Consider the following 25814-nt stretch of genomic DNA (forward strand, 5'->3'; position numbering starts at 1 on the left):
CCTCATCTTGGCCGGTGGGCGCGACGCGCACCAGCGAGGTCAGCCTAAGTCCGCGGGGTCTCCCCGGGGCCGATCCCAGCGATTTGTCTCGATGTCGAGATAAAACATAGCACCAGGAGGCGCGGGTCAGGTCGACGGGCCCCGCGCGTCGTCCGCCGCGTCGCGTCCCCGGTAGACCGTCCGCACGAGCAGCCAGGTCACCCAGAGCAGCCCGGCGTACAGCGGCACGCCCATGACGAGCTTGAGGGTGCCGAGGAGGGCGACGTCGCCCGCGAGCCAGAGGGGTGCCTGGACGGCCAGGCGTGCGGCGAAGAGCCCGGCCCACAACCACGTGGCCAGCACCAGCACGCGACGCTTGGCCCGATCCGCCCGCCAGCCCGTCCCGTCGTTGGTGAGCAGCCCGACGACGACGCCGATGAGCGGCCACCGGACGGCGATGCTCACGAGCAGTGCCACGAGGGACGCCGCGTTGATCAAGAGGCCGGGGACGAAGTTGTTCTCCGCCCGGCCCGAGAGCAGCGCGATGCCCGCCGAGAGAGCGATGCCGAGGACGCCGGCCAGGGCCTGCGCGACGGGACCGCGTTGGATCGCCCGGACCACGACGAACGCGACGGCGAGCACGAGCGGGATGAGGACCGACGGCACGACGTCACGGGTGATCGTGTAGACGACCACGAACCCGAGACCCGGGACGATGGACTCGACGAGACCCCGCACGCCTCCGATCGCGGCGAGGAGCGCCGCGGCCGTCGGCACCTCGCCGGGCGCGACCTGCCCGATGCCGGCTCGACGCGCCGCAGCCTGGAGCTGGGCCGCGAGGGACACCCTCGGGTCGTCGAGCGGGGTGGGATCGGACGGATCGGGCCGCTCGGGCGTCGCCGACACGTCGGGTCAGACGACCGAGGGCGTGGTGCCCGGGGCGTCGGTCGGGCCTGCCTTGGGCATGGCGAGCGGGATGAGCTCGCGGGGAGGCATGGGGGTCGTGCCACGCACGACGACGATGCTGCGGAAGAGCTCCTCGATCTTCTCGGCGGCCTCGCCGTCGTCCGCGGCGTCGCCGGCGATGACGCCGCGCAGGAACCACCTCGGGCCGTCGACGCCGATGAAGCGGGCCCGTCTCGTCGTGCCGGGGTCGCCTCCCATCACGGGGATCTCGGCGCGGACCTCGGGACCGAAGGGCCCGTCGACCTCGGCGGTCGTCCCGCCCTGCTTCTCGATCTGCTCGCTGATCTGCCCGCGGATCTCGTTCCAGAGGCCGGTGGTCCTGGGCGCCGCGAAGGGCTGCACCTGGAGGGTCGACTTCGCGAAGTCGAGACCGACGGCGACGACCCGCTTGCTTCCCTCTTCCACCTCGAGGCGGAGGTGCAGACCCTCGCGGGGCAGGATCTTGACCCCGCCGAGGTCGACGTAGGGGCGGACCGGGTTGGCCTCGGTCTCGTCGAGGGGGCCGACCTCGGCGCGGTCGCCGGGAGCCGACTTCGAGTCGTCGAAGACCTCGACCTCGGTCTCGTCGAGCGACTCGATGTCGACCTCGACGTCGGCGACGTCGGCCGATTCGACGTCGATCGCGACCTCGGCCACTTCTTGCTCGCGGCGCTTGGACTTCCTCACGCGGTGCCTCCTGTGTTGTGTGCGTATCCGGTCGAACCGTGCCCGCCGAGCCCGCGCACGCTCTCGGGGAGCGTCGGGACGGGGACGAACGTGGCTCGGACGACGGGCATGACGACGAGTTGGGCGATCTTGTCGCCGACGGCGACGTGGTGCTCCGTCTCGAGATCGGTGTTGAGCAACGAGACCTTGATCTCACCGCGGTACCCGGAGTCGACGGTGCCCGGGGCGTTCACGACCGTGATGCCGTGCTTGGCCGCCAATCCGCTGCGGGGCACGACGAACGCGGCGAAGCCGTCGGGCAACGCGATCGACACCCCCGTGCCCACGAGAGCCCGCCGCCCCGGCTGGAGCACCAGGTCTTCGGTCGACAACAGGTCGGCCCCGGCGTCACCGGGGTGGGCGTACTCGGGGACCGAGGTCGCCTCGGCGGCGATGAGGACGTCGAGGGTCTGGGTCACGTGTCGAGGGTAGTGCAGAAGTCTGGTCGAATGGACCCATGAACCCCTACCGTGAGCGCCTGCTCCCGCCGCTCTCCGTCTTCGTGGCCTGCGCCCTGCTCGTCCCCGCCACCCTGCTGGTCTTCCTGCCCATCAACTCGACCGTGGGCGTCGTGATGGCCGTCGTGTTCTACGTGGGGGCCGTCGTCGCACTCGTCCTGACCTCGCCCGTGCTGACCATCGACGACGAGGGGTTCACGGCAGGGCGGGCACGGCTCTTCGCCCACGAGATCGGCGAGGCCGAGGGCTTCAGCGGGGCCGACGCCACCAAAGAGAGAGGGCCCAGGCTCGACGCGCGAGCTTGGACCCTGTTCCGGGGGTGGGTGCGTCCGGTCGTCAAGATCTCGTTGACGGATTTCGACGACCCGGCGCCCTACTGGTTGGTGTCGACCCGTCGTCCCGACGAGGTCGTCCGCCGGCTGGAGGCGCTCAGGCGGCGCACTCCCGGCAGATAGCGCCCAGCTTGGTCTCGTGGTCGAGCTGCGAACGGTGCTTCACCAGGAAGCACTCGACGCAGGTGAACTCGTCGACCTGAGGGGGGAGGACGACGACGTCGAGGTCGAGGTCCGAGAGGTCCTGCCCGGCGAGCTCGAACGAGCCAGGGTTGTCGGCGTCGTCGTCGACCACGCCGGTCATCTTGTCGGGGACCCTCTCTTTGAGCCCCTCGATCGACTCCGAGCCGTCGTCGTCGTTCTTGCGAGGTGCGTCGTAGTCGGTGGCCATGCCCATCCAGTTCTTCGGTCGTTCGTGTGCCCGATTCGGCGGGTGCAGTTTGCATCACTCGTTGTCGAATAGCAAACCGGTTCCCACGGCCTTCCGGCCGCCTCGTAAGAACTGACGGCACGCCCGTCGTATTCCCGCGAGAAGGGGCCCCGACGTGCGACTCTTGGCACCGGATCACGACGGTGAAAGGCGTGGAAAATGCAGGATCTCAGGGTCATCGGCGTCCAGAGCGGAGCTCTGCTCGTCTCCACCGACGCCGGTGGCGAGTACCGCCTTCCCGTCACGCACACCCTGCACTCGCAACTCCGGGCGGCCAGCCCGGCCGACGCCCCGGTCGAGCGCAAGGCGCCGCCCCGTGAGATCCAGGCCCTGGTCCGTGCCGGCAGGACGGCGGCGCAGATCGCCGAGCTGACCGGTGCCGACGTCGACTACGTGCACCGCTTCGAGGGTCCCGTCCTCGCCGAGCGCGCCTTCGTCCTCGAGAGCGCCCGCGCCGTGCCCGTCTCCGTGGCCGACGACGCACCCGTCGAGCTGCAGGCGACGACGTTCGGCGCCGTCATCGACGAGCGACTCGACGGGGCCGACACCACGCAGCGCGAGTGGACCGCCTACAAGGACGCAGAACACGGGTGGGTGGTCCAGGTCGCCTTCGTCACGCACGAGGTCGAGCGTGACGCGACCTGGCGGTTCGACCCCAAGAAGTCGGTCCTCGCGCCGCTCGGCGGCGACGCCCATCGTCTCTCCCGGCACGACGAGGACGCGGGCCCGCTCGTCCCCCGCCTCCGGGCCGTGGGCCGCGACTCCCGTCCGGACGACACGTCCGGTCGTTTCGACAGCGGGGCGTTCCTCGTCGAGCCGGACGTCGAGGTCGAGGCACCGGCCGAGCCCGCGACCGACCGGCTGCGTCCCGGGGGCAGGAGCACCGCCTCCTTCGTGGCCGCCAACCGGACGCCCGACGACCCGAGCGGTCACGACCAGACCGCCGACCTGCTCGAGGCGTTGCGTCGCCGCCGCGGCGAACGCGAGGCGGCCCGCTTCTCGGACGACGACGGACGGCTCGACCACCCGGCGACCGGTTCGATCCGCGTGATCGACGTCCCCCTCGACGACTTCGACCTGCCCGAGGGTGCCACCGCACCCGCGCCGGTCGTGCCCGACCGGTCGGGTCGGGACGAGATCACCGTCGAGAGCGTGCCCGTGCAGCCCTCGGGCATCCGCGGCAGTCGTGGTCGTTCGACCCGCCGGGAGATGCCGAGCGCGGCCCAGCCGACCAAGAAGGCCCGTGGCCGGACGTCCATGCCGAGCTGGGACGAGATCGTCTTCGGCGCTCGGTCCGACGACGATCCCGCCTGACCCGACCGTCTCGTGGCCGCGGTGACCCGCGGCGTGGACCGGCAGCGTCGACCAGCGGCCTCGGCCGGCGCCCTCGACTAGCGGCGGTAGGCGCCGAACGCCCTCAGGGGCACGATCGTCTCGTCGTCGGACCACGAGCCGTGTTGTCCGATCATCGTGCCGGGTTCGCCACCCCGGTCACGACCGTCGTAGTAGGCGACGCCGCGACGGGCCGCGACGACGACGTCGCCGATGCGGGGCAGGACCACGGGGTCGACAGGGCCGAACCAGCCGGCCTCGACCGCCTCGTCGCGGGTCAGGACCCACGCGCGGTCGGCCTCGGCCGATCGCCAGGCGTCGAGGACCGCCCGCCGCCGGCCGTCGTCCGCGTCGGGTTCGAGGTGCAGCTGGAGGCACCGGGGTTCGCCGGCGACGTGTCGGACCCCGTCCACGAGGGCGGGCGTCCCGCCGAACACGATGCGCCGGTGCTCCGCCACGTCGACCATGCCGTGGTCGGCCGTGACGATCACGCCCACGTCCGGCGCCAGCGCCGCCTCGAGGGACCGCACCTCCGCGTCGACGCCCTCGAGCGCGTCGGCCCATTCGTCGGACTCCCACCCGGCCCGGTGCGCGATCATGTCGAGCTCGGGGACGTACAGGTACACCAGGGAGGCGCGGCTCGACTCCACCAGTCGCGCCGCGGCTGCGAAGCGGTCGCCCACGCTCTCGGCGACGTCGTACGTCGCGCCGCGGAGGATCGCCTCCGTGAGACCCGAGGAGCGGTAGCGCTTCGGGCCCACCGCGTGGGACTCGACGTCGGTCGCCGTCTCGAAGAGGGTCGGTCGACGCTGCCAGTCGTCCGGGCGCATGCGGTCGTCCCAGCCGGAGAGCTGCTTGACCACGCGGTCGTTCTCGGCGTCGAGGACCGAGTAGCCGACGAGTCCGTGCTGCCCCGGCAGCGCGCCCGTCGTCAGCGTCGTGAGGGCGGCGGCGGTGGTGGTCGGCCAGCCGGACCACAAGCTGCCCTTCAGCCCCGAGAGGGTGCGGGCGTGGCCGCGACGGGCACCGAGCGCCGCCTGGCCGAGGCCGTCGACCACGACGACGACGGCGGCCCTGACCGGTGGCAGGCCGAGGGCGTTGACCTCGCCCCGCAGGGAGGCGAGGCACGAGGGCACCACGTCGGCCAGGCTCGCGGCCCCTCGGGGGCGCGCCGGTACGATGGAGGACACCGGCCCCAGTCTGGCACAGCGACGACCGGGGGCCTCGTCCACCCCGATCCGTGAGAAGTGCATGACCACCACCGAGAACACGAACGAGCCCGACCACGGCGAACGCATCGAGGACATCGACGTCTCGCTCGAGATGCAGGGGTCGTTCCTCGAGTACGCGTACTCGGTCATCTACTCACGGGCGCTGCCGGACGCCCGTGACGGCCTCAAGCCCGTCCAACGACGCATCCTGTACCAGATGTCCGAGATGGGCCTCCGTCCCGACCGTGGACACGTCAAGAGCGCCCGGGTCGTCGGTGAGGTCATGGGCAAGCTGCACCCCCACGGCGACACCGCCATCTACGACGCCATGGTGCGTCAGGCGCAGCCGTTCACGATGAGGGTCCCGTTGATCGACGGCCACGGCAACTTCGGATCCCTCGACGACGGGCCCGCGGCACCGAGGTACACCGAGGCGCGGCTCGCCGAGGCGTCGCTGGCCATGACGCAGGGGCTCGGCGAGGACGTCGTCGACTTCGTGCCGAACTACGACAACCAGCTGATGCAACCCGAGGTGCTGCCCGCCGCGTTCCCCAACCTGCTCGTGAACGGTGCCAGCGGCATCGCCGTCGGCATGGCCACGAACATGGCCCCGCACAACCTCGTCGAGGTCGTCGGCGCCGCCCGTCACCTGATCGACCACCCCGACGCGAGCCTCGACGACCTGATGGCCTTCGTGCCCGGCCCCGATCTGCCGACCGGAGGCACGATCGCCGGTCTGGCCGGCGTCCGCGACGCCTACGCCACCGGTCGTGGCAGCTTCAAGACCCGGGCGCGCGTCGCCGTCGAGAGCATCACGGCGCGCAAGAACGGTCTCGTCGTGACCGAGCTGCCCTACCTCGTGGGCCCCGAGAAGGTCATCGAGAAGATCAAGGACGGGGTGCAGGCGAAGAAGCTCACCGGCATCACGGACGTCACCGACCTGACCGACCACAAGCACGGCCTGCGTCTCGTCATCGGCATCAAGACGGGCTTCAGCCCCGAGGCCGTGCTCGAGCAGCTCTACCGCTACACGCCCCTCGAGGACGGCTTCAGCATCAACGCCGTCGCCCTCGTCGAGGGTCAACCGCGCACGCTCGGGCTGAAGGAGATGCTCGAGGTCTACGTCGCGCACCGGCTCGCGGTGGTGACCCGTCGCAGCCGCTACCGGCTCGCGAAGAAGGAGGACCGCCTCCACCTCGTCGAGGGGTTGCTCGTCGCGATCGTCGACATCGACGAGGTCATCCAGGTCATCCGGACGAGCGACGACACGGCCGCCGCCCGGGCCCGCCTGCGGGAGGTCTTCGACCTCAGCGAGATCCAGGCCGAGTACATCCTCGACCTGCAGCTGCGGCGGCTCACCAAGTTCAGCCGCATCGAGCTCGAGGCCGAGCGGGACGAGCTGCTCGCGGCGATCGCCGACCTCCAGGCGTTGCTGGCCGATCCTGCCCGCCTCCGTGCCCTCGTCTCGAGCGAGCTCGGCGAGATCGCCGAGCAGTTCGGCACCCCGCGGCGCACGCTGTTGACCGAGGCCAGGCCGAGCGTGGCCACGTCCGGCCGCGGCAGCAAGGCGGCACCCGTACTCGAGATCGCCGACACCCCGACCCGGGTGTTCCTCTCGACCACGGGCCGCATCCTGCGCGTGGACCACCTCGACCCCGACTCGGCGGCGCCCACTCCCCCGGCGCGGCGCACCAAGCACGACGCGGTCCTGTCGTCGATCGACACGACGGCCCGCACCGAGATCGGTGCGGTGACCACCTTCGGTCGCCTCATCCGGCTCACCCCCGTCGACCTGCCCTCCGTGCCCCCGACCTCGGTCCAGCTCGGTGCGGGGGTCCCCGTCCGCGACTACGTCGGCCTCGTCGACAAGAGGGAGCGCGTCCTCGGACTCGTCTCGCTCACCTCGGAGCGGACCATCGCCCTCGGGACGGCCCGGGGCGTCGTCAAGCGCGTCGCGACCGGCCAGTACCCGGCCCGACCCGACTTCCCCGTGATCTCGCTGAAGAAGGGGGACGAGGTCGTCGGAGTCGCCCAGGGGGTCGACGACGACGACCTGGTCTTCGTCTCGTCGGCCACGCAGCTCTTGCGGTTCAGCGCGTCGTCGGTGCGTCCCCAGGGGCCGGCCGGAGGGGGCGTCGCCGGCATCAACCTGCCGGACGACGCCACGGTGATCTTCTTCGGAGCCGTGTCCGCCGGCCGCGAGGCCGTCGTGGCGACCGTCTCGGGCAGCAGCTCGACGATCGCCGGCACCGACCCCGGGCGGGCCAAGCTGAGTGCGTTCGACGAGTACCCGGGCAAGGGGCGGGCGACCGGCGGCGTCCGATCCCACTCGTTGCTGAAGGGAGAAGACGCCCTCACCCTTGCCTGGGTCGGCCCTCGCCCCGTGCAGGCGGTGGGGCCGGACGGTGCCGTGCGCACCCTGCCGTCCGAGCTCTCCCGTCGCGACGGGTCGGGCACGCCGCTCGAAGCCGTCATCGGGTCGATCGGGGCGTCCGTGGCCCACATCACGGACTCCGCGACGGGGCTGGACGCCGGGGCCGAACCCGGCGAATGACCCGACCCGGGCCGGGGCCCGACACCGTCGACCTCGGGACCGAGGGGCGTCGTCGTGCTCGACGTCACGCGGCCTCGGGCGGCGGGACGCTCACACGTCGATGCGGTCGCGGCTGAGGCCTGCTCCGTCGATGATGAACTCCTTCCGCGGAGCGACGTCGTTGCCCATCAGCAGCTCGAAGACCCGGGCCGCGTTCTCGGCGTCGTCGACCTTCACGCGACGCAGCATGCGGTTCTGGCGTTCCATCGTCGTCGTGCGGAGCTGCTCGGCATCCATCTCGCCGAGACCCTTGTACCGCTGGATGGGGTCCTGGAACTTCTTGTTGGTGCGCTTGAGTCCGGCGAGGACCCCGTGCAGCTCTTTCTCGGAGTACGTGTAGAGCGTCTGGTTCGGCTTGCTGCCGGGGTGCACGACGACGACGCGGTGCAGCGGAGGGACGGCGGCGAACACCCGCCCGGCCTCGATCATCGGACGCATGTACCGGAAGAACAGCGTGAGCAACAGCGTCCGGATGTGGGCGCCGTCCACGTCGGCGTCGCTCATGATGATGACCTTGCCGTAGCGGGCCGCCTCGAGGTCGAAGGACCGCCCCGAGCCGGCGCCCAGCACCTGGATGATGGAGGCGCATTCGAGGTTCGAGAGCATGTCGCTGACCGAGGCCTTCTGCACGTTCAAGATCTTGCCGCGGATGGGCAGGAGTGCCTGGAACTCGCTGTTGCGGGCGACCTTGGCCGTCCCGAGCGCCGAATCGCCCTCGACGATGAAGAGCTCGCTGTTCGCGACGTCGTTGGATCGGCAGTCGACGAGCTTGGCCGGCAGGGTCGAGTTCTCGAGGGCGTTCTTGCGACGCTGGGTCTCTTTGTGCGCACGGGCGGCGATGCGGGACTTCATCTCGGCCACGACCTTGTCGAGGACGAGCCCGGTCTGCGCCTTGTCCTCACGCCGGCCGGACGCGAAGAGCGTGCCGAACTCGTCGGCCACCACGTTCGCCACGATCGCCCGGACGGCCGGCGTGCCCAGGATCTCCTTGGTCTGACCCTCGAACTGCGGCTCGGGCAGACGGACCGTCAGCACGGCGGTCAGGCCGGCGAGGACGTCGTCCTTCTCGATCTTGTCGTTGCCGACCTTGAGCCGACGGGCGTTCGCCTCGACCTGCTGTCGGACGAACTTGAGCAGGCCGGTCTCGAACCCCGCCTGGTGGGACCCGCCCTTCGGCGTGGCGATGATGTTGACGTAGCTGCGGAAGACCGTCTCGTAGCCGCTGCCCCAGCGCAGCGCGATGTCGACGTCGCACTGCCGTTCGAGTTCGGTGGCGACCATGGCGCCGCCTTCGGTCAGGACGGGCACCGTCTCGGTGTAGGTGCCGGACCCCGTCATGCGCCACGTGTCGGTCACGGCGGTGTCGGGCGCGAGGAACTCGACGTACTCGCTGATGCCCCCGTCGAAACGGAACCTGCTCTCGAGGGGGAAGCCGCCGTCGGTGAGGGACCCTGCCCGCTCGTCGCGGAGGGTCAGCGTGAGACCGGGGATGAGGAACGCCGTCTGTCGGGCCCGGCCCGAGAGCTCGTCGGTCTGGAACGACGCACCCCGGGTGAAGATCTGCCGGTCGGCCCAGTAACGGACCCGTGTGCCCGTGACGCCGCGCTTGGTCTTGCCCACCTCGCGCAGCACGCTGCCCGACACGAAGGGGGTGAACGGAGAATCGGGCGTGGGTTCGCCCGCGTCGTCGAACGTGCCGGGTTCACCCCGGCGGAACGACATGGCGTAGGTCTTGCCGCCCCGGTCGACCTCGACGTCGAGCCTCTCGGACAACGCGTTGACGACGGACGCCCCGACCCCGTGGAGGCCCCCGGAGGACGTGTACGAGCCGCCGCCGAACTTGCCGCCGGCGTGCAGCTTGGTGAAGACGACCTCGACCCCGCTCAGACCCGTCTTGGGTTCGATGTCGACGGGCACGCCCCGACCGCTGTCTCTCACCTCGACGCTGTCGTCGTCGTGCAGGACGACGTCGATGGTGTCGCCGTGGCCGCCCAGGGCCTCGTCGACGGAGTTGTCGATGATCTCCCACAGGCAGTGCATGAGACCCCGCGAGTCGGTCGACCCGATGTACATGCCGGGCCGCTTGCGGACGGCCTCGAGGCCCTCGAGCACCGAGAGGTGACGAGCCGAGTAGTCGGAGGCGGGTGCGGACGAGGTGGGGGGCATGGTTCTCCAGGAGCCTCGTGGCTCGACGGCGGGAATGCGAGGAGGCGGTGGCCGCGTTACAGACTACCGAGGGCCGCCGACAGGGCGGCTCCGACACTCGATCGGCTCGTCGGCACTACGCGATGAGCGAAATCGGGCCCGATGTCACGCGATCGCGACCTCGGCGTGTTTTGATGAGTGTCACCACCCACCGCACCACCGTCAGGAGGAGCATCACATGACTCAGATGGCCACCGACCAGACCGCCGTCGACGAGCTCGGCTCCCGTTACCAGTTGAGCGCCGCAGACCGCTGCGACAGCTGCGGGGCCCAGGCCTACATCCGCGCCACCATGGCCACCGGCGAACTTCTCTTCTGCGCCCACCACGGCGCGAAGTTCAAGGAGAAGCTGCAGCCCACCGCCATCGAGTGGCTCGACGAGAGCTCCAAGCTCCTCGCCCACTGAGACGCCACGGCGACCCGGACCACAGCCCGGGTCGCACGCACGACGAAGGCCCCGCACCAGATCGGTGCGGGGCCTTCGTCGTGTCGTCGACCGACGACGAGGTCACATGGCCTTGAAGGACCGTTCGAGGTTGTCGGCGATGACCCGCTGCGACGCGGCGGCGTACTCGTCGAGCTTGGCGTGGGGTGCACCCGCCGCGTACGAGATCATGCGGCGGCTCAGGGCGACGCGCAGCACGCGGTCCGTCAGGGCCGGGTTGAGCGGCAGCACGGGACCCTTGAGTTGCGTGCCGAACGAGACACCCCGCCGGACGCCCTCTCGACCGTCTCCGTTGCCTCCGCCGTGGACGACCGAGCCGAACGCCTCGGCGTCGGGACCCAGTTCGAGGTGGGCGGCGTGGTCCTCGAAGCCGAAGAGCGTGAGCTCGTCGCCCTGGTAGTCCGTCGTCACCGTCAGGTAGTTCGTCCGTCGGGGCGCACCACGGCGGACGAGGGCGTCGAAGAAGCCGACGCCCTCGACGGTCTCGCCCTCGACGGTCTCGACGCCACGGCTCATCAGCTCGAGGCCTCCGCCGACCGCGACGACCGGGACGCCCGAGGCGGCGAAGGCCTCGAGGGCCGGCCGGAGGCGGCGCGCGTCCTCGGCGACCGAGCGGACGCCGGACAACGGCCCGTGACCCACGACGACGACGTCGGCCACGGTGGGGACGTCGTCGCCGACGCGGTACTCGAGGACGGAACCGTCGATGCCGGCGCGACGTGCCCGGACGGCGAGGGTGGTCACGTTGCCTCGGTCACCACTGACGCCGAGCTCTTCGGGGTAGAGGTGCACGATTCGGAGGACGTCGTCGCTCACGCGGTCTTCTCCAGGTCGGGGTGGCCGAGGATGCGGCGCGCCAACATCATCTGCTCGTAGTTCGTCACGAAGTGCTTGGTGTGGTCACCCGAGGACGGGAGGGCACGCATGAGCCGGATGGCCTTCGCGATGTCCTCCTCGATCACGTGCACGGGGATGCCCTCGTGTTCGAGCCTCAGGGCGAGCTGCCAGGCCTTGGCCCCGGCCAGGACGTCGACGTGGTCGAGGTGGGAGAAGTCGATGTCGTAGATCCACGAGATGTCGGGCGTGCCCTCGTCGATCGCGAGCATCACCTGTTCGACGTCCTGGGGAAGGGCGTCGAGGTTGAGCTGGAGGCTCGCCGCGTTCTTGAACATGATGAACTCGGCCTCGTCGTCACCGAGGGACATCCGTTCACCACGCCCGTAGGCGGGCTTCATCCCGTCGAACGCCCGCCGGACCGCGGCCGGGTCGACGGGGTGGCCCAGGACCACCGAGGCGGTCTGCAACGCCGCGGCGGCGTCGACGGCGTAGTGCAGTCCCCGCGCCGGCAGGCGGAGGTCGATCGGGGTGCCCGAGACGGTGATGGTCGCTCCGTCGCCCGTGAGGGCCGTGACCTCGGTCTCGGCCACGAGGGAGTCGTCCGCCCGGCGGCTGAAGTCGTGGGCGTTCTGGAGGCCGTTGGGCGATGCCGAGACGACCTCCGGCGAAGCACCGAAACGGGTGACGGCCTGTCGACCGACGCCCTGGTAGGGGCCTAGGTGCTGGTCGTCGCGGTTGGTGACGACCGCGGTCGTGGCCGCGGCCGCGGTGTCGGTCATCATCGTGCCGACGCGCTCGGTCTCGAAGAACCGGTAGAGCTGGTCGACCTGGACGTTCAGCATGAGGACGGTGGACGGGTGCAACGACTTCGTCAGCTCGACGGCGAACGCCTCGTCGACCTCGATGACGCCGATGTCGCCGCGGACGCGTCCGAACGGCGTGACCTCGCGCAAGAACGCGGACGCGATGCCCTGGGGCAGGTTGGCGCCCGTCGGGTTCGTGAACACCTTGAGGCCGTGGGCCCGCAGGGTCTCGGTCAGCATCATGGTCGTGGTCGACTTGCCGTTCGACCCGAGCACGAAGACGACGCCGCGCTCGAACTGCGAGGAGACGTGCGTCAGGAAGTCGGGGGCGAGCGTGAGGACGGTCCGCCCCGGGTACGCCGAGCCGCCGCCACGGAGCCGGGCGACGGCCCGGACGAGACGGCCGGCCAGGACGGGGACCAGGTAACGCACGGGCCTACTCGAGGTAGTCGCGGAGCGACTGCGATCGCGACGGGTGGCGGAGCTTCGCCATCGTCTTGGACTCGATCTGGCGGATGCGCTCGCGCGTCACGCCGAAGGTGTCACCGATCTGGTCGAGGGTCTTGGGCATGCCGTCGCCCAGCCCGAAGCGCATGCGGATCACGCCCGCCTCGCGTTCGGACAAGCTGTCGAGCAACGACTCCAGCTGCTTCTGCAGCATGGTGAAGCCGACGGCGTCGGCGGGGACGACGGCCTCGGTGTCTTCGATGAGGTCGCCGAACTCGCTGTCGCCGTCCTCACCGAGGGGCGTGTGCAGCGAGATGGGCTCGCGGCCGTACTTCTGGACCTCGACGACCTTCTCGGGCGTCATGTCGAGCTCACGGGACAGCTCTTCGGGAGTGGGCTCGCGACCGAGGTCTTGCAGCATCTGACGCTGGACGCGGGCGAGCTTGTTGATGACCTCGACCATGTGGACCGGGATGCGGATGGTGCGCGCCTGGTCGGCCATGGCCCGCGTGATCGCCTGGCGGATCCACCAGGTGGCGTAGGTCGAGAACTTGAAGCCCTTGGTGTAGTCGAACTTCTCGACCGCGCGGATGAGACCGAGGTTGCCCTCTTGGATCAGGTCGAGGAACTGCATGCCACGGCCGGTGTAGCGCTTGGCGAGGCTGACCACGAGTCGGAGGTTGGCGCCGAGCAGGTGGCTCTTGGCCCGCTGGCCGTCACGGGACACCCACCGCAGCTCGCGTTCGAGCTCGCGGCTCAGGCCGGTGCTGTTCGCGAGCTTGTCGTCGGCGAAGAGACCCGCCTCGATGCGCATGGCGAGTTCGACCTCTTCGGCCGCGTTGAGCAGGGCGACCTTGCCGATCTGCTTCAGGTAGTCCTTGACCGGGTCGGCCGTCGCGCCGGTGATGGTCGTCGAGTAGACGGGCATCTCGTCGTCGTCGTCCTGCGAGATGACGAGGGCGCCGGTCGGGAGGATCTCGGGTGCCGGGGTCGGGCTGTCGGAGTCGGCCTCGTCGCTCGCCGCCGGGTCGACGACGGCGTCGGCGTCGACCTCGTCGTCGGTCGCCTCGGCCGCGGCGGTCTTCTTGGCGGCGGCGGTCTTCGCCGGAGCCTTCGCTGCCGCCTTCTTGACCGGGGCCTTCTTGGCGGGAGCCTTCTTGGCCGCGGGGGCCGTGGTCTCGGCCTCGACGGCCGTGTCGTCGCTCGCGGCCTCGTCGGGGGCCGTGGTCGCCTTGCTGCGTGTAGCCATGCGAACACCTTTCAGTTCTCGGTACGTCCGGACCGGACGCGGTCGTCGCCTTCTCGCGCGCCGGTGGGGACGTCGACCGGCACTGGGCGTCGGCCGAATTCGGGCAGTACGAGGACCCATGTCAAGTCCTCGGGCGAGTGCCCGTCGGCTGTGCCGACGCGTGTCTCGATCGATGGACATGAACGGGTCCGTGTCTCATTATTGCACGTCCGGCGTGGGCCGGACGACACGGGGTCAGGCGGTGGACCCGCCCCGGCCACGCCGGCGCGCGGCCTGCCACCGCCTGTTGAGGGCAACCCAGAGGGGGGCGACCTCTATTCCTTCCTCGAGGCGGAGACCGCGCCGCGTCCGCCGCCGTTCGACCAGGAGCGCCACGACTCCTCCGCCGACCACGACGTACTGGACCAGCAGCGCCACGCGGAACGAGTCGAACGAGAACAGGTCGCTCGGGAGGCCGGAGGCGATGCGCGCCGAGTCGAGACGGTCGAGCACGACCCCGATGAGGAACATCATGACGAAGCTGGCCAGGAAACCGCCGACGTTCACGACCCCGTTGGCGACGCCGAGGCTGCGGAGCGGGTTGAAGGTCCGGGCGAAGTCGAAGCCGATGAGCGACCCCGGGCCCCCCACCCCCAGGGCGACGACGAGGACGTACGCGAGCCAGTGCGGCGGCGTGCCGGGCCAGGCCAGCAGGGTCGTCCACACCACGCCGAGCATCGTGACGATGCCCAGGACGAGGTTGGAGCGCCGCATGGGATACCTCGCGACGAGGACGCCGAGCACGGGCCCCGCCAGGACGCCCGACAGCACGAGCAGGGAGAGCATCCCCGACGCCTCGCCGGTCGAGAACCCGAGCCCGCCCACGAGCAGCGGCACGCCCCACAACAGGCTGAAGACGGTGCCGGACGACTGCGTCACGAAGTGCGACCAGAACCCCAGTCGGGTGCCCGGTCGCCGCACGCTCTGACCGAGCTGTCGTCCCGCGTCGGCCCACGTGACGACCGCCTCGGACCGGAGGCGGCCGGCAGGGGACTCCTTGACGACCAGCAGCACGACCACGGCGGCCACGACCGAGAGCGACGCGGCGCTCAGGAAGGCCGGCGTCCAGCCCGCCCCGTGCAGCACGACGGACAGGGGCACCGCCGACAGCACCTGTCCGAGCTGGCCGACGTTGCCGGTCCACTGCGACACCTGAGGCAGGATCGGCCCGCGGAACCACGCGGGCAGGAGCCGGATGACCGAGATGAAGGTCATGGCGTCACCGGCCCCGACGAGCACGCGGCCCGCGACGGCCACGCCGATCGCGGGCGGTGAGAGCGACACGACGAGCTGACCCGCGGCGAGCAGCACCGCCCCGGCGACGATGAGCCTCTTGGGCCCCACACGGTCGAGCAGGACGCCGACGGGGATCTGCAGTCCGGCGTAGACGACGAGCTGCACAACCGCGAGAGTCGACAGGGTCGAGGCCGAGACGCCGAAGAGCTGTTGCGCCTCGACGCCCGAGACGCCGAGCGACGAACGCTGCAGGACGGCGACGACGTAGGCGAAGACGGCGGCGCCCCAGACGAGCCAGGCGCGGGCGGAGTTCACCCCGTGACCCTAGCCGACCGGGGGCTGGGCGCCGGCCCGCGCCTCCTGCGCTCGGACGACGGCCCGGACCCGGGAGGCGCGGTGCGCGTCAGCCGCGGTCGTCGCCGTCGCCGTCCACCCGGCGGGTGGCCAGGAACTTCTCGAGCTCGGCCGCCAGCGCGTCGGCCGTGGGCACCTGGCCGTCGTGGTCGGTCAGCGGAGACGGCAACGGGTTGCCCTGCATGTAGGTGTCGTGGCGTTCCTCGAGCGTGGCGACCAGGCGCGAGAGCTCGTGGTTGCCCGCGACCTGTTCGTCGACCTTGACCATGAAGTCGCGGCCTTCTTCGCGCAGGCGGTCGGTGGGGAAGATGAGACCCGTGGCCGCACTGATGCTCGAGAGGGCCGCCACCGCCGCGTCGGGGAACTCGGTGTCGGCCAGGTAGTGCGGCACGAGCAGGACGAAGCCGGCCGTCGGGTGGCCGGTCTCACCGAGCCGGTGCTCGACGAGGTGGAGCGCGTTGGCGGGAGCCTGGGTCACGGGCTTCCAGACGGACATGGCCTCGACCAGGTCGGGGCGGTTGCCGCTGACCGTCACCCCGATGGGCCGGGTGTGAGGCACCGGCATGGGGATCGAGTGCACCCAGGTGGTCGTCGACACACGGTAGCGCTCGACGAGTTGGACGACGGCCGCGGTGAACCGTTGCCACTGGAAGTCGGGTTCGAAGCCCGCCAGGAGCAGGAACTGCTGACCCAGGTCGTCACGGACGAGGTGGAGCGACAGGCTCGAGGGCTCGATCTCGGAGATGTGGTCCTGGTCGAACGTGAAGGTCGGACGGCGGGCCCGGTAGTCGAGCAGCTCGTCCGCGTCGAACGTGGCGACGAGCGTGTGGTCGAGCGTGTCGAGGACGTACTCCGCGAGCTGGCTCACCGCCGAGCCCGCGTCGGCGAACCCGGTGAGGCCCGCGACCAGCGGGAGACCTTCGGGCACGCCGTCGGCGTCGGGGGTGAAGTCGTAGAGGGCTGCGGGGTCGTGCATGGTCTCCATGCTAGGCATCGGGAGTCGCCGACCGGGGACGACGACCACGTGCCCAGAGCGAACAGCACGATCGATACGATGGCCCGATGACCGTCGCCACGCTCTCCGTCCTCTCGTCCGATCCGACCACCGCCGAGGCCGACGTCCTCGTCGTCGGGGTCGTCAAGGGGGCCGACGGCCCCGAGGCCACCCTCGAGGTCGCCGGGCTGTCCGACTCGTTCGCCGCACTCGGCGTGACCGGCGCCCGCGACGAGCTCGTCAAGGTCCCCGGCCACGGCGTGACCGCCTCGATCGTCGCGCTCGTCGGTCTCGGCGACACCGTCACGGCCGAGGGCCTCCGGTACGCCGCGGGGGCCGCGGTCCGTCAGCTCACCGCCGTCGACCGGGTCGTGCTCGCCCTCCCGGTCGCCGACGACCGGGAAGCCCTCGCCACCCTCGAGGGTGCGGCCATCGCGTCGTACGAGTTCGACGCCTTCCGTCACGCGACGGCGTCCGACAGCCGTCGGCACGCGCGGGACGTCGTCCTCGCGACGTCGGTCGAGGTGCCGGCGGCCGCCGTCGAGCGCGCCGCCGTGGTGGCCGAGGCCGTCCACACGGTGCGCGACCTGGCGACGACTCCCCCGCAGCACATGTACCCGCAGGCACTCGCCGACTTCGCGGTCGAGCACGCCTCGGACGACTCCCTCTCGGTGACCGTCCTCGACGAGGAGGCCCTCCGCGAGGGTGGCTACGGCGGCATCCTCGGCGTCGGTCAGGGCTCCAGCCGGGGCCCCCGGCTCGTCAAGGTCGAGTACTCCCCCGCCGGGGCGGGCAAGCACCTCGCCCTCGTGGGCAAGGGCATCACCTACGACACGGGCGGTCTGTCGCTCAAGCCCGCCGCGAGCATGCTCGGCATGAAGGACGACATGACCGGCGCGGCCACGGTGCTCGCCGTGACCGTGGCCGTCGCCAAGCTGCGGCTGCCCGTCCGGCTGACGGCGTGGCTGTGCATCGCGGAGAACATGCCGAGCGGCACGGCGATCCGCCCCGACGACGTCCTCACGATCAAGGGCGGCACGACCGTCGAGGTCACCAACACCGACGCCGAGGGTCGCCTGGTGATGGCCGACGGGCTGGTGGCGGCCAGCGACGAGCGGCCGGACGCCATCGTCGACGTCGCCACGCTGACGGGTGCGCAGGTCGTGGCGCTCGGCACGAGGTACGTGGGCGTCATGGGCAACGACGACCTCGCCGACGAGATCGTCACGGTGGCCGACGCGGCCGGCGAGACCTTCTGGCGCATGCCGTTGGCCGCCGAGTTGCGGGCGCGCCTCAACTCGGACGTGGCCGACCTGGTCAACGCGACGCCGGGCAACACCGCGGCGGGCATGTTGCTGGCCGGGGTCTTCCTGAACGAGTTCGTCGGCACGCGAGAGGGATCGACGACCCCGATCCCCTGGGCTCATCTCGACATCGCGGGGCCGTCGAACAACAAGGGCGGAGGCTACGGCTACACGGCCAAGGGCTCGACGGGCGTGTCCGTCCGCACCCTGATCGAGCTGGCCGACAAGTTTTCCGCTGCGTAGTAGGGTCGTGGGGGCGGGAGAAACCCGCTGAGATCGGTCCCCCGAGAGCACCTGCCGACGTGCGTCACGACGACGCCGCCGAACGGTGCGGTCGGTTCGGGGTCGGGCGCCGTCGCCACCGCGACGGCCCCGCCTCGGCGTCGGGGCACCGCCGAACGCACGAGGGAGTTGCTGGGTGTCGGAACAGAATTTTGACCTGGTGGTGCTCGGCGGCGGGAGCGGCGGATACGCCGCGGCGCTGCGAGCGAGCGAGTTGGGCCTGAGCGTCGCACTCGTCGAGAAGGACAAGGTCGGGGGCACCTGCCTGCACCGCGGCTGCATCCCCACCAAGGCGCTGCTGCACTCGGCCGAGGTGGCCGACGTGTCGCGCGAATCCGCCAAGTACGGCGTGAACACCGACTTCCACGGCATCGACATCGCGGCCGTGACCTCGTACCGCGAGGGCATCGTCGCCAGCAAGTACAAGGGCCTGCAGGGCCTCGTCAAGGCCCGCGGCATCACCACGGTCGAGGGCGAGGGCAAGCTCACGTCGCCGTCGACCGTGCAGGTCGGCGAGACCACGCTCAAGGCCAAGAACGTCGTGCTCGCCACGGGTTCGTACTCCCGCAGCCTGCCCGGACTCGAGATCGGCGGCAAGGTCATCACCAGCGAGCACGCGCTCGCCCTCGACCACGTCCCGAACAAGGTCGTCATCCTCGGTGGCGGCGTGATCGGCGTCGAGTTCGCCAGCGTCTGGAAGAGCTTCGGGGTCGACGTCACGATCGTCGAAGCCCTGCCCCACCTCGTCCCGAACGAGGAGGAGTCGATCTCGAAGCAGTTCGAGCGCGCCTTCCGCAAGCGCGGCATCGCCTTCTCGCTCGGCGTGCGCTTCCAGGGCGTCGAGCAGAACGACGACGGGGTCGTCGTGACCCTCGAGGACGGCAAGACCTTCGACGCCGACCTCATGCTGGTCGCCGTCGGTCGCGGCCCCTCGACGGCCGGTCTCGGCTACGAAGAGGTCGGCGTGGCGATGGACCGCGGATTCGTCCTGACCAACGAGCGCCTGGCCACGAACGTGCCCGGCGTCTACGCCCTGGGCGACATCGTCCCCGGTCTGCAGCTCGCCCACCGCAGCTTCCAGCACGGCATCTTCGTGGCCGAGGAGATCGCCGGCCTCAAGCCGCAGGTGATCTCGGACGTCAACATCCCCAAGGTCACCTACTCCGACCCCGAGGTCGCGTCGGTCGGCCTCACCGAGGTCAAGGCGGCTGACCAGTACGGGGCCGACAAGGTCACGAGCTACGACTACAACCTCGCCGGCAACGGCAAGAGCCACATCATCGGCACGAGCGGTTCGGTCAAGGTCGTCCGCGTCGTCGACGGTCCGGTCGTCGGGGTGCACATGATCGGAGCCCGCGTCGGCGAGCTGATCGGCGAGGCACAGCTCGCCGTCAACTGGGAGGCCTACCCCGAGGACGTCGCTCCCCTGATCCACGCGCACCCGACCCAGAACGAAGCGCTCGGAGAAGCCATGCTGGCCCTGGCCGGCAAGCCCCTCCACGCGATGTGACCCACCCGCACCACCCGCTCCTGCCCGGCAGGGGCCCGCACCACCACCACAGCAACCACAGACACACAATGTCGTCAAAGGAGCCCCACAGATGAGCGAATCCGTCAACCTCCCGGCACTCGGTGAGAGTGTCACCGAGGGTACGGTCACCCGCTGGTTGAAGAACGTCGGTGACCGCGTCGAGGTCGACGAGCCGCTGCTCGAGGTCTCGACCGACAAGGTCGACACCGAGATCCCTTCCCCCGTCGCGGGCGTGATCGAGGAGATCCTCGTCGCCGAGGACGAGACCGTCGAGGTCGGCACGGCGCTCGTCCGCATCGGAGACGGCAGCGCAGCCGAGGCGCCCGCCGACGAGCCCGAAGCCGCGTCCGAGCCCGAGCAGGCCCCCGAGGCGCCGGCCGAGGCGGAGGCCGAGGAGCCCGAGGTCCCCTCGTCCGCGGCTCCCGCCCCCGGAGAGGACTCCGCCGCGAGTGCTCCCGAGCCCGCCCCTGCGGTCGACCCGGCTCCGGCCGCGAAGCAGGACGACGCCGGACAGCAGCCCGCCGCCGCCCAGCCCGAGGCGTCGCAGCCGAGCAGCGAGCAGCCCGCCCCGTCGGCTCCGACCCCGTCGCCCGCCACCGGTTCGTCGGAGTCGGCGACCCCGGCACCGGCCGCCCCGGCGCCGAGCAGTGGTGCGCCGGTCGGCTACGTGACCCCCCTCGTCCGCAAGCTCGCGAACGAGAAGGGCGTCGACATCTCCACCCTCACGGGAAGCGGGGTGGGTGGCCGCATCCGCAAGGAGGACGTCCTCGCCGCTGCCGAGGCCGCCTCGTCGGCGGCCACGTCGGAGTCCGGGTCGACCGGCCCGGCACCCGTCGAGGTCTCGCCGCTCCGTGGCACGACCGTCCCGATGTCGCGGCTGCGCAAGGTCGTCGCCGAGCGCGCCGTCCAGTCGATGCAGGCCATGGCCCAGCTCACCAGCGTGGTCGAGGTCGACGTCACCAAGGTCGCGGCCTTCCGCGACGCGCACAAGGGTGCGTTCCTCGAGAAGACCGGCAACAAGCTGTCGTTCCTGCCGTTCTTCACCCTGGCTGCCGCCGAGGCCCTCAAGGCCCACCCGAAGCTGAACGCCACGGTCGACGGTGACTCGATCGTCTACCCCGACCACGAGCACGTGGCCATGGCGGTCGACACCGAGCGGGGCCTCCTGACGCCGGTCCTGAAGAACGCCTCCGACCTCGACCTGGCGGGCATCGCCGGACAGATCGCCGACCTGGCCCAGCGCACGCGCGACAACAAGCTCAAGCCCGACGAGTTGGCCGGTGGCACCTTCACCGTCACGAACACGGGCTCGCGTGGGGCCCTGTTCGACACCCCGGTGGTCTTCCTGCCGCAGGTGGCGATCCTCGGCACCGGCATCGTCGTGAAGCGTCCCGTCGTGCTCAAGGCGGACGGGTCCGAGTCCATCGCCATCCGCTCCATGGTCTACCTGGCCCTGTCGTACGACCACCGCATCGTCGACGGAGCCGACGCCGCGCGCTTCCTGGTCGCGGTCAAGGACCGCCTCGAAGGCGGGGACTTCACCTCGAAGCTCGGCATCTGACGATCGACGGATGAGGTGCCCGGCGCCTCACCCGTCGACGAACACGTCGCGAAGCCGCCAACCGGCCTCGGTCCTCATCACGAGGACCGAGGCCGGTTCGCCGTCGGGGCCCCGGGCCCCCAGGAGGACCGTGCCACCCGCCCTCGAGGACTCGCCCGTCAACTCGACGGGGAAGGCCAGCTCGCCGGCGAGTGACGGGTCGGCGAGGACCGCCGCGTCGCGGAGGGCCAGCGGCGAACCGGCCTGGTCGACCGCCGCGAGGCAGTCCGGCGTGGCCTCACGCAGGCAGCCGAGCCTCGCCCCGAGGAGGATCGTGGCAGCCGCACCGGCGTCCCCGCCGAGAACGGTCGCCTCGTCCGCTTGATCCGCCTCGCCCGTGGTGCGGAGTCGCTCCTGGCCGGCAGCCCCGGCCGCCGTCGAGGCGTCACTCCGCGGTGCCTCGGTGGCGGGTCCCTCGTCGCCCGACGCCGGGGCCGTCTCGGCGGTGGAACCGGGAGAGACGGTGCCGGCCCGGTCGACGTCACCCGTCACCGACGTGCCGAGCACGAGGGCCGCCGCGCCCACGAGCAGGGTGCCGGCTCCGAGCACCCGGTAGCGGGGCCTGACGAGTCGGAGCCCGGCGAGCACGCCCCGAGGACGCAGGCTCGGCAGCCAGGCGACGACCCTCGCGACGACCTCGGACTCGGGCAGCAGGGCCCACCAGGCCGGCGCGGTCGGCTCGTCCGTCGTCGCGACCTCGGCGTGACCCGTCGGGGCGCCGTCGTCCGAGACGTGGACGCTCGAGAGCGGAACGGCCTCGCCGAGGTCGAAGACCGACTCGACCAGCGACTCGAAGCTCGTCGCGTCGAGGGATGCCGGAGGAGGCCCTCCGCCGGGCGCCGTCGCCCGTCCGACCATCGACCGGGCGAACTCGGCCGCGACGGACAACGACGCACCCTCGGCGTCCGGCCCGACTGCGTCCGGGCCGACTGCGTCCGGGCCGACCGTCGCCGCGACGGACAGCCCGACGACGACCGGTGCCCCTCGTGCGTCGACCTCCACGTCGTCGACGCCGAGAGCCGAGAGGGCCACGCCTCGACGGGCCAGGTGCTGGACGGCGGCCAGCATCGGGACGACGAGCGTGACCACTTCTCCGGGTTCCGGGCGTCCCCGTGCGGCCAGCCACGACGGCAGCGGATCGCCTCCGACGTCGTCGAAGGCCAGCACGAGCTCACCCGTCGGGCCCGTCATGACGTCGACGAGGCGAGCGACGTGCGGGTGGTCCGCGTGGGCGAAGGCGACCGCCTCGGCGACGGCGCGCCTTGTTGCGGGGCGTGACCCGCGCCTCCTGAGCACGACGCGACGCCCGTCGGGCGCCTCGGCATCGAGCCGTTCGACGTCGCCGTCGAGACGGCGTGAGAGCACGCGGTAGGGGCCGACCGATCCGTTCGTCATGGGCCGATGCTGGTCGACCGTGGTCGCCAGGAGGGCCGCCGTCCCGGCCCCTGTCGACCGTCGGCACCCCGGGTCCGCTGGGGAGGACCCGTCGGCGTGCCCGACCCCGTATCCTGGTCCACATGGCTCGACGCACGTCCCCCGAGAACACGTCCCCGAAACCGCCGAAGGAACCCGGCCGTCTCAAGCAGATGTGGCAGGTCTTCCAGATGACCCGCCGCGTCGACAAGACGGCGCTGCCGATGATGCTGCTGGCGTTCTTCGTGCCGGTGTTGCTCGGCGTGGCCGCGGCCCTCCTGCTCACGGACGGCAACGTGCTCGCCCTCGTGCTGTACATCGTCGTCGGCGTGATGCTCGGGTTCCTGCTGCTGTTGATCGTCCTGGGCCGCAGGGCCGAGCGCGCCGCCTACTCGCAGATCGAGGGTCAGCCCGGTGCGGTCGGCGCCGTGATGAAGAGCGGCCTCCGTCGTGCCTGGCGGGCCGCCGAGATGCCCGTCGCCGTCCAGGGCCGCAGCCAGTCCGCCGTCTACCGCGCGGTCGGCAGGCCGGGCGTCGTGCTGATCGCCGAGGGGGGGATGGGTCAGACCCGTCGCCTCGTCGACGAGGAGCGCCGCAAGATCGCGCGCATCCTGCCGAACGTCCCCGTCCACGTGCTGAACGTCGGCCCCGACGCCGACGCCGTGCCGCTCCACAAGCTCGCGGGCCGCATGAACAAGCTGAAGTCGTCGATCAACCGCAACGAGGTGCTGGCGATCAGCAACCGCCTCCAGTCGCTCGGGCAGAACGGCCTGCCGATCCCGAAGGGCGTCGACCCGTTCAAGGTGCGGTCCGGTCGACCGCGCTGATGCAGCCGACCGACGTGACGTGACGACGGCGCCCCTCCGACCAGGAGGGGCGCCGTCGTCGTCCGCCGTCGGGCCGGGCGGGTCAGACCCGGACGAGGATCGTGCCCGCGACGCGGTCGTGCAGGCCCCGCTGGTCCAGGTCCCACACGACGGCCGGGATGACCAGGACGAGCAGGACCGACCGCACCACGGGCCGCCGGACGCCGATCCGGCCGCCCGCCATCGGCACGAGCCGCAGGCCCACGGCGAGGTGCCCGAGCGACCCGCCGAACAGCACGAGGAACAGCAGCTGCATCAGCAGGAAGACGCCCGTGATCGCGAGCCCCTCGCCGCCGAAGAAGAGGGCGGCGAGGGCGTAGGCGACCCCCCAGTCGACGGCCAGTCCGGCGACGCGCCGCCCGAGCCGTGCCACCGACCGCGGGCCCTTCTCGGGCAGGCCCAGACGGTCACCGGGCCACCGCTGGGCCCCGTCGTCGGGTCCGCCGACGGAGGGGCGAGAAGGAGGCGCGGTGCGATCGGGCATGCCCCGAGCCTACCGAGGGGCCGAGCCGTAACATGCCCGAAACATGAGGGACACCGCAGCGAAACGGCCCCTCCGTAGCCTCGACGGAGGCTGCGTCCCGCATCCGATCCGTTCCCAGCTCATTGGAGAGACATCTAGATGTTCACCGATTCTTCCGAGGTGCTGAAGTTCATCAAGGACACCGACGTCAAGTTCCTTGACATCCGCTTCACCGACCTGCCCGGTGTCCAGCAGCACTTCAACATCCCCGCCTCCACGGTCGACGAGGAGTTCTTCTCCGTCGGACAGCTCTTCGACGGGTCCTCCATCCGGGGCTTCGCGTCCATCCACGAGTCCGACATGCAGCTCATCCCCGACGTCACGACCGGGTACGTCGACCCGTTCCGCGCCGAGCGCACCCTCGTCCTCGTCTTCGACATCTTCAACCCGCGCAACGGCGAGCTGTACAGCCGCGACCCGCGCCAGGTGGCCAAGAAGGCCGAGAAGTACCTGGCCTCGACCGGCATCGCCGACACCGCGTTCTTCGCACCCGAGGCCGAGTTCTACATCTTCGACGACGTCCGCTACGAGGTGAAGCAGAACGCCAGCTTGTACAGCGTCGACAGCGAAGAGGGCGCGTGGAACACCGGCCGCGTCGAAGAGGGCGGCAACCTCGCCAACAAGACCGCGTACAAGGGTGGCTACTTCCCGGTCAGCCCGGTCGACAAGACCGCCGACCTGCGCGACGACATCAGCCTCAAGCTGATCGACTCGGGCCTCGAGCTCGAGCGCGCGCACCACGAGGTGGGCACCGGCGGCCAGCAGGAGATCAACTACAAGTTCGACACGATGGTCCACGCCGCGGACGACATCCTGAAGTTCAAGTACATCGTCAAGAACACCGCCGAGCAGTGGGGCAAGGTCGCGACCTTCATGCCCAAGCCGCTCTTCGGCGACAACGGCTCGGGCATGCACACGCACCAGTCGCTCTGGAACGACGGAAAGCCGCTGTTCTACGACGAGAACGGCTACGGCGGGCTCTCCGACCTCGCGCGGTGGTACATCGGCGGCCTGCTCAAGCACGCCCCCGCCGTGCTCGCCTTCACGAACCCGTCGATCAACTCGTACCACCGGCTGATCCCGGGCTTCGAGGCTCCCGTCAACCTGGTCTACTCGGCCGGCAACCGCTCGGCGGCCATCCGCATCCCGATCACGGGGACCAACCCCAAGGCCAAGCGCATCGAGTTCCGCGTGCCGGACGCCGCCTCGAACCCCTACCTGGCGTTCGCGGCACAGCTGATGGCGGGCCTCGACGGCATCCAGAACCGCATCGAGCCGCACGAGCCCGTCGACAAAGACCTGTACGAGCTGCCCCCGGAAGAGGCGAAGAACATCCCCCAGGTGCCCGCGTCGCTCGACGGTGCGCTCGACGCGCTCGAGGCCGACCACGAGTTCCTGACCAAGGGCAACGTCTTCACCGAGGACCTCATCGAGACCTGGATCGCGTACAAGCGCGAGAAGGAGATCCTGCCCATGGCGCAGCGTCCCCACCCCTTCGAGTTCGAGCTGTACTTCGGCGTCTGACCAGCCGGCGACGATCGCCGCGAGGCCCGCATCCCTCCGGGGGTGCGGGCCTCTCGCGTGCGCGGGTGGGCGTCCTCGGTGAGGCGACCCGCGCCTCCTCGGGACTGCGGGCCACCAGGAGGCGCGGGTCGCGCACGCAGGACGGGCCGCCTCCCG

At 70.8% G+C, this 25814-nt stretch carries 22 protein-coding genes; 9 read left to right on the top strand and 13 right to left on the bottom strand.

The window, feature by feature from the left end:
* Positions 1 to 126: 126 nt before the first annotated feature.
* From ABID81_RS08160 to dut, 3 genes are all read right to left on the bottom strand, one after another.
* The gene (locus tag ABID81_RS08160; RefSeq protein WP_354594288.1) at positions 127 to 825 is read right to left on the bottom strand and encodes a DUF3159 domain-containing protein; all 699 of its coding nucleotides are present in this window, start codon (positions 823 to 825) and stop codon (positions 127 to 129) included.
* Between the two features lie 66 nt (positions 826 to 891).
* The gene (locus ABID81_RS08165; protein ID WP_354594340.1) at positions 892 to 1524 is read right to left on the bottom strand and encodes a DUF3710 domain-containing protein; all 633 of its coding nucleotides are present in this window, start codon (positions 1522 to 1524) and stop codon (positions 892 to 894) included.
* Positions 1525 to 1607: 83 nt separating this feature from the next.
* Positions 1608 to 2069, bottom strand: coding sequence for a dUTP diphosphatase (gene dut, locus ABID81_RS08170; protein ID WP_354594289.1), 462 nt, complete (start codon positions 2067 to 2069; stop codon positions 1608 to 1610).
* Positions 2070 to 2107: 38 nt separating this feature from the next.
* Here dut and ABID81_RS08175 point away from each other — a divergent pair, with 38 nt between their 5' ends.
* Positions 2108 to 2563: a DUF3093 domain-containing protein gene (locus ABID81_RS08175; protein WP_354594290.1), complete on the top strand. Its 456-nt coding sequence runs from the start codon at positions 2108 to 2110 to the stop codon at positions 2561 to 2563.
* On the opposite strand, the gene ABID81_RS08180 is transcribed toward ABID81_RS08175, so the two are convergent.
* A complete protein-coding gene (locus ABID81_RS08180) occupies positions 2538 to 2831 on the bottom strand; it encodes a DUF4193 domain-containing protein (RefSeq protein ID WP_043592858.1) in 294 nt (97 codons plus the stop codon). The two genes, ABID81_RS08175 and ABID81_RS08180, sit on opposite strands and share 26 nt — an antisense overlap.
* A 198-nt stretch (positions 2832 to 3029) precedes the next feature.
* On the opposite strand from ABID81_RS08180, the gene sepH reads away from it, so the two are divergent.
* A complete protein-coding gene (gene sepH, locus ABID81_RS08185; protein WP_354594291.1) occupies positions 3030 to 4184 on the top strand; it encodes a septation protein SepH in 1155 nt (384 codons plus the stop codon).
* A gap of 77 nt (positions 4185 to 4261) precedes the next feature.
* On the opposite strand, the gene ABID81_RS08190 is transcribed toward sepH, so the two are convergent.
* Positions 4262 to 5392 carry an alkaline phosphatase family protein gene (locus ABID81_RS08190; RefSeq protein WP_354594292.1) on the bottom strand — a complete coding sequence of 377 codons (1131 nt, stop codon included), beginning with the start codon at positions 5390 to 5392 and terminating at the stop codon, positions 4262 to 4264.
* Positions 5393 to 5453: 61 nt separating this feature from the next.
* Here ABID81_RS08190 and ABID81_RS08195 point away from each other — a divergent pair, with 61 nt between their 5' ends.
* On the top strand, positions 5454 to 7967 hold the full coding sequence (locus ABID81_RS08195) for a DNA gyrase/topoisomerase IV subunit A (RefSeq protein ID WP_354594293.1): 2514 nt from the start codon (positions 5454 to 5456) through the stop codon (positions 7965 to 7967).
* Between the two features lie 90 nt (positions 7968 to 8057).
* Here ABID81_RS08195 and ABID81_RS08200 read toward each other — a convergent pair whose 3' ends face one another.
* Positions 8058 to 10172, bottom strand: a complete 2115-nt coding sequence (locus ABID81_RS08200; protein ID WP_354594294.1) for a DNA gyrase/topoisomerase IV subunit B — start codon at positions 10170 to 10172, stop codon at positions 8058 to 8060.
* A gap of 217 nt (positions 10173 to 10389) precedes the next feature.
* On the opposite strand from ABID81_RS08200, the gene ABID81_RS08205 reads away from it, so the two are divergent.
* Positions 10390 to 10617 (top strand): DUF7455 domain-containing protein, encoded by a 228-nt coding sequence (locus tag ABID81_RS08205; RefSeq protein ID WP_043592677.1) that lies wholly within the window; start codon positions 10390 to 10392, stop codon positions 10615 to 10617.
* 102 nt (positions 10618 to 10719) lie between these two features.
* On the opposite strand, the gene ABID81_RS08210 is transcribed toward ABID81_RS08205, so the two are convergent.
* From ABID81_RS08210 to ABID81_RS08230, 5 genes are all read right to left on the bottom strand, one after another.
* On the bottom strand, positions 10720 to 11472 hold the full coding sequence (locus ABID81_RS08210; protein ID WP_354594295.1) for a cobyric acid synthase: 753 nt from the start codon (positions 11470 to 11472) through the stop codon (positions 10720 to 10722).
* Positions 11469 to 12728 carry a MurT ligase domain-containing protein gene (locus ABID81_RS08215; protein WP_354594296.1) on the bottom strand — a complete coding sequence of 420 codons (1260 nt, stop codon included), beginning with the start codon at positions 12726 to 12728 and terminating at the stop codon, positions 11469 to 11471. The genes ABID81_RS08210 and ABID81_RS08215 overlap by 4 nt, the downstream gene beginning before the upstream one ends.
* Before the next feature lie 4 nt (positions 12729 to 12732).
* The gene (locus ABID81_RS08220) at positions 12733 to 13992 is read right to left on the bottom strand and encodes an RNA polymerase sigma factor (RefSeq protein ID WP_354594297.1); all 1260 of its coding nucleotides are present in this window, start codon (positions 13990 to 13992) and stop codon (positions 12733 to 12735) included.
* A gap of 234 nt (positions 13993 to 14226) precedes the next feature.
* Positions 14227 to 15582 (bottom strand): MFS transporter, encoded by a 1356-nt coding sequence (locus ABID81_RS08225; RefSeq protein ID WP_354594298.1) that lies wholly within the window; start codon positions 15580 to 15582, stop codon positions 14227 to 14229.
* 88 nt (positions 15583 to 15670) lie between these two features.
* Positions 15671 to 16597 (bottom strand): proteasome assembly chaperone family protein, encoded by a 927-nt coding sequence (locus tag ABID81_RS08230; RefSeq protein ID WP_354594299.1) that lies wholly within the window; start codon positions 16595 to 16597, stop codon positions 15671 to 15673.
* Positions 16598 to 16683: 86 nt separating this feature from the next.
* On the opposite strand from ABID81_RS08230, the gene ABID81_RS08235 reads away from it, so the two are divergent.
* From ABID81_RS08235 to sucB, 3 genes are all read left to right on the top strand, one after another.
* Positions 16684 to 18162: a leucyl aminopeptidase gene (locus ABID81_RS08235; RefSeq protein WP_354594300.1), complete on the top strand. Its 1479-nt coding sequence runs from the start codon at positions 16684 to 16686 to the stop codon at positions 18160 to 18162.
* Between the two features lie 175 nt (positions 18163 to 18337).
* The gene (gene lpdA, locus ABID81_RS08240; RefSeq protein ID WP_354594301.1) at positions 18338 to 19711 is read left to right on the top strand and encodes a dihydrolipoyl dehydrogenase; all 1374 of its coding nucleotides are present in this window, start codon (positions 18338 to 18340) and stop codon (positions 19709 to 19711) included.
* A 91-nt stretch (positions 19712 to 19802) separates the two neighbouring features.
* Positions 19803 to 21293 (top strand): 2-oxoglutarate dehydrogenase, E2 component, dihydrolipoamide succinyltransferase, encoded by a 1491-nt coding sequence (gene sucB, locus ABID81_RS08245; RefSeq protein ID WP_354594302.1) that lies wholly within the window; start codon positions 19803 to 19805, stop codon positions 21291 to 21293.
* A gap of 27 nt (positions 21294 to 21320) precedes the next feature.
* Here sucB and ABID81_RS08250 read toward each other — a convergent pair whose 3' ends face one another.
* Positions 21321 to 22727, bottom strand: a complete 1407-nt coding sequence (locus ABID81_RS08250) for a serine/threonine-protein kinase (RefSeq protein ID WP_354594303.1) — start codon at positions 22725 to 22727, stop codon at positions 21321 to 21323.
* A 122-nt stretch (positions 22728 to 22849) separates the two neighbouring features.
* Here ABID81_RS08250 and ABID81_RS08255 point away from each other — a divergent pair, with 122 nt between their 5' ends.
* Positions 22850 to 23572, top strand: a complete 723-nt coding sequence (locus tag ABID81_RS08255; protein WP_354594304.1) for a DUF4191 domain-containing protein — start codon at positions 22850 to 22852, stop codon at positions 23570 to 23572.
* Positions 23573 to 23654: 82 nt separating this feature from the next.
* On the opposite strand, the gene ABID81_RS08260 is transcribed toward ABID81_RS08255, so the two are convergent.
* Entirely contained in the window at positions 23655 to 24095 is a 441-nt protein-coding gene (locus ABID81_RS08260; protein ID WP_354594305.1) for an RDD family protein, read from the bottom strand.
* A gap of 138 nt (positions 24096 to 24233) precedes the next feature.
* Here ABID81_RS08260 and glnA point away from each other — a divergent pair, with 138 nt between their 5' ends.
* Entirely contained in the window at positions 24234 to 25658 is a 1425-nt protein-coding gene (gene glnA / locus ABID81_RS08265; RefSeq protein WP_354594306.1) for a type I glutamate--ammonia ligase, read from the top strand.
* Positions 25659 to 25814 lie beyond the last annotated feature (156 nt).

The organism is Frigoribacterium sp. PvP054, from assembly GCF_040547465.1.
Lineage (GTDB): Bacteria > Actinomycetota > Actinomycetes > Actinomycetales > Microbacteriaceae > Frigoribacterium.

Excerpts from the sequence above, each read along its gene's own strand:
- ABID81_RS08175 (WP_354594290.1), top strand. The coding sequence starts at position 2,108 with ATGAACCCCTACCGTGAGCGCCTGCTCCCGCCGCTCTCCGTCTTCGTG.
- ABID81_RS08180 (WP_043592858.1), bottom strand. The coding sequence starts at position 2,831 with ATGGCCACCGACTACGACGCACCTCGCAAGAACGACGACGACGGCTCG.
- sepH (WP_354594291.1), top strand. The coding sequence starts at position 3,030 with ATGCAGGATCTCAGGGTCATCGGCGTCCAGAGCGGAGCTCTGCTCGTC.
- ABID81_RS08195 (WP_354594293.1), top strand. The coding sequence starts at position 5,454 with ATGACCACCACCGAGAACACGAACGAGCCCGACCACGGCGAACGCATC.
- ABID81_RS08200 (WP_354594294.1), bottom strand. The coding sequence starts at position 10,172 with ATGCCCCCCACCTCGTCCGCACCCGCCTCCGACTACTCGGCTCGTCAC.
- ABID81_RS08205 (WP_043592677.1), top strand. The coding sequence starts at position 10,390 with ATGACTCAGATGGCCACCGACCAGACCGCCGTCGACGAGCTCGGCTCC.
- ABID81_RS08220 (WP_354594297.1), bottom strand. The coding sequence starts at position 13,992 with ATGGCTACACGCAGCAAGGCGACCACGGCCCCCGACGAGGCCGCGAGC.
- ABID81_RS08230 (WP_354594299.1), bottom strand. The coding sequence starts at position 16,597 with ATGCACGACCCCGCAGCCCTCTACGACTTCACCCCCGACGCCGACGGC.
- ABID81_RS08235 (WP_354594300.1), top strand. The coding sequence starts at position 16,684 with ATGACCGTCGCCACGCTCTCCGTCCTCTCGTCCGATCCGACCACCGCC.
- sucB (WP_354594302.1), top strand. The coding sequence starts at position 19,803 with ATGAGCGAATCCGTCAACCTCCCGGCACTCGGTGAGAGTGTCACCGAG.
- ABID81_RS08250 (WP_354594303.1), bottom strand. The coding sequence starts at position 22,727 with ATGACGAACGGATCGGTCGGCCCCTACCGCGTGCTCTCACGCCGTCTC.
- ABID81_RS08255 (WP_354594304.1), top strand. The coding sequence starts at position 22,850 with ATGGCTCGACGCACGTCCCCCGAGAACACGTCCCCGAAACCGCCGAAG.
- ABID81_RS08260 (WP_354594305.1), bottom strand. The coding sequence starts at position 24,095 with ATGCCCGATCGCACCGCGCCTCCTTCTCGCCCCTCCGTCGGCGGACCC.
- glnA (WP_354594306.1), top strand. The coding sequence starts at position 24,234 with ATGTTCACCGATTCTTCCGAGGTGCTGAAGTTCATCAAGGACACCGAC.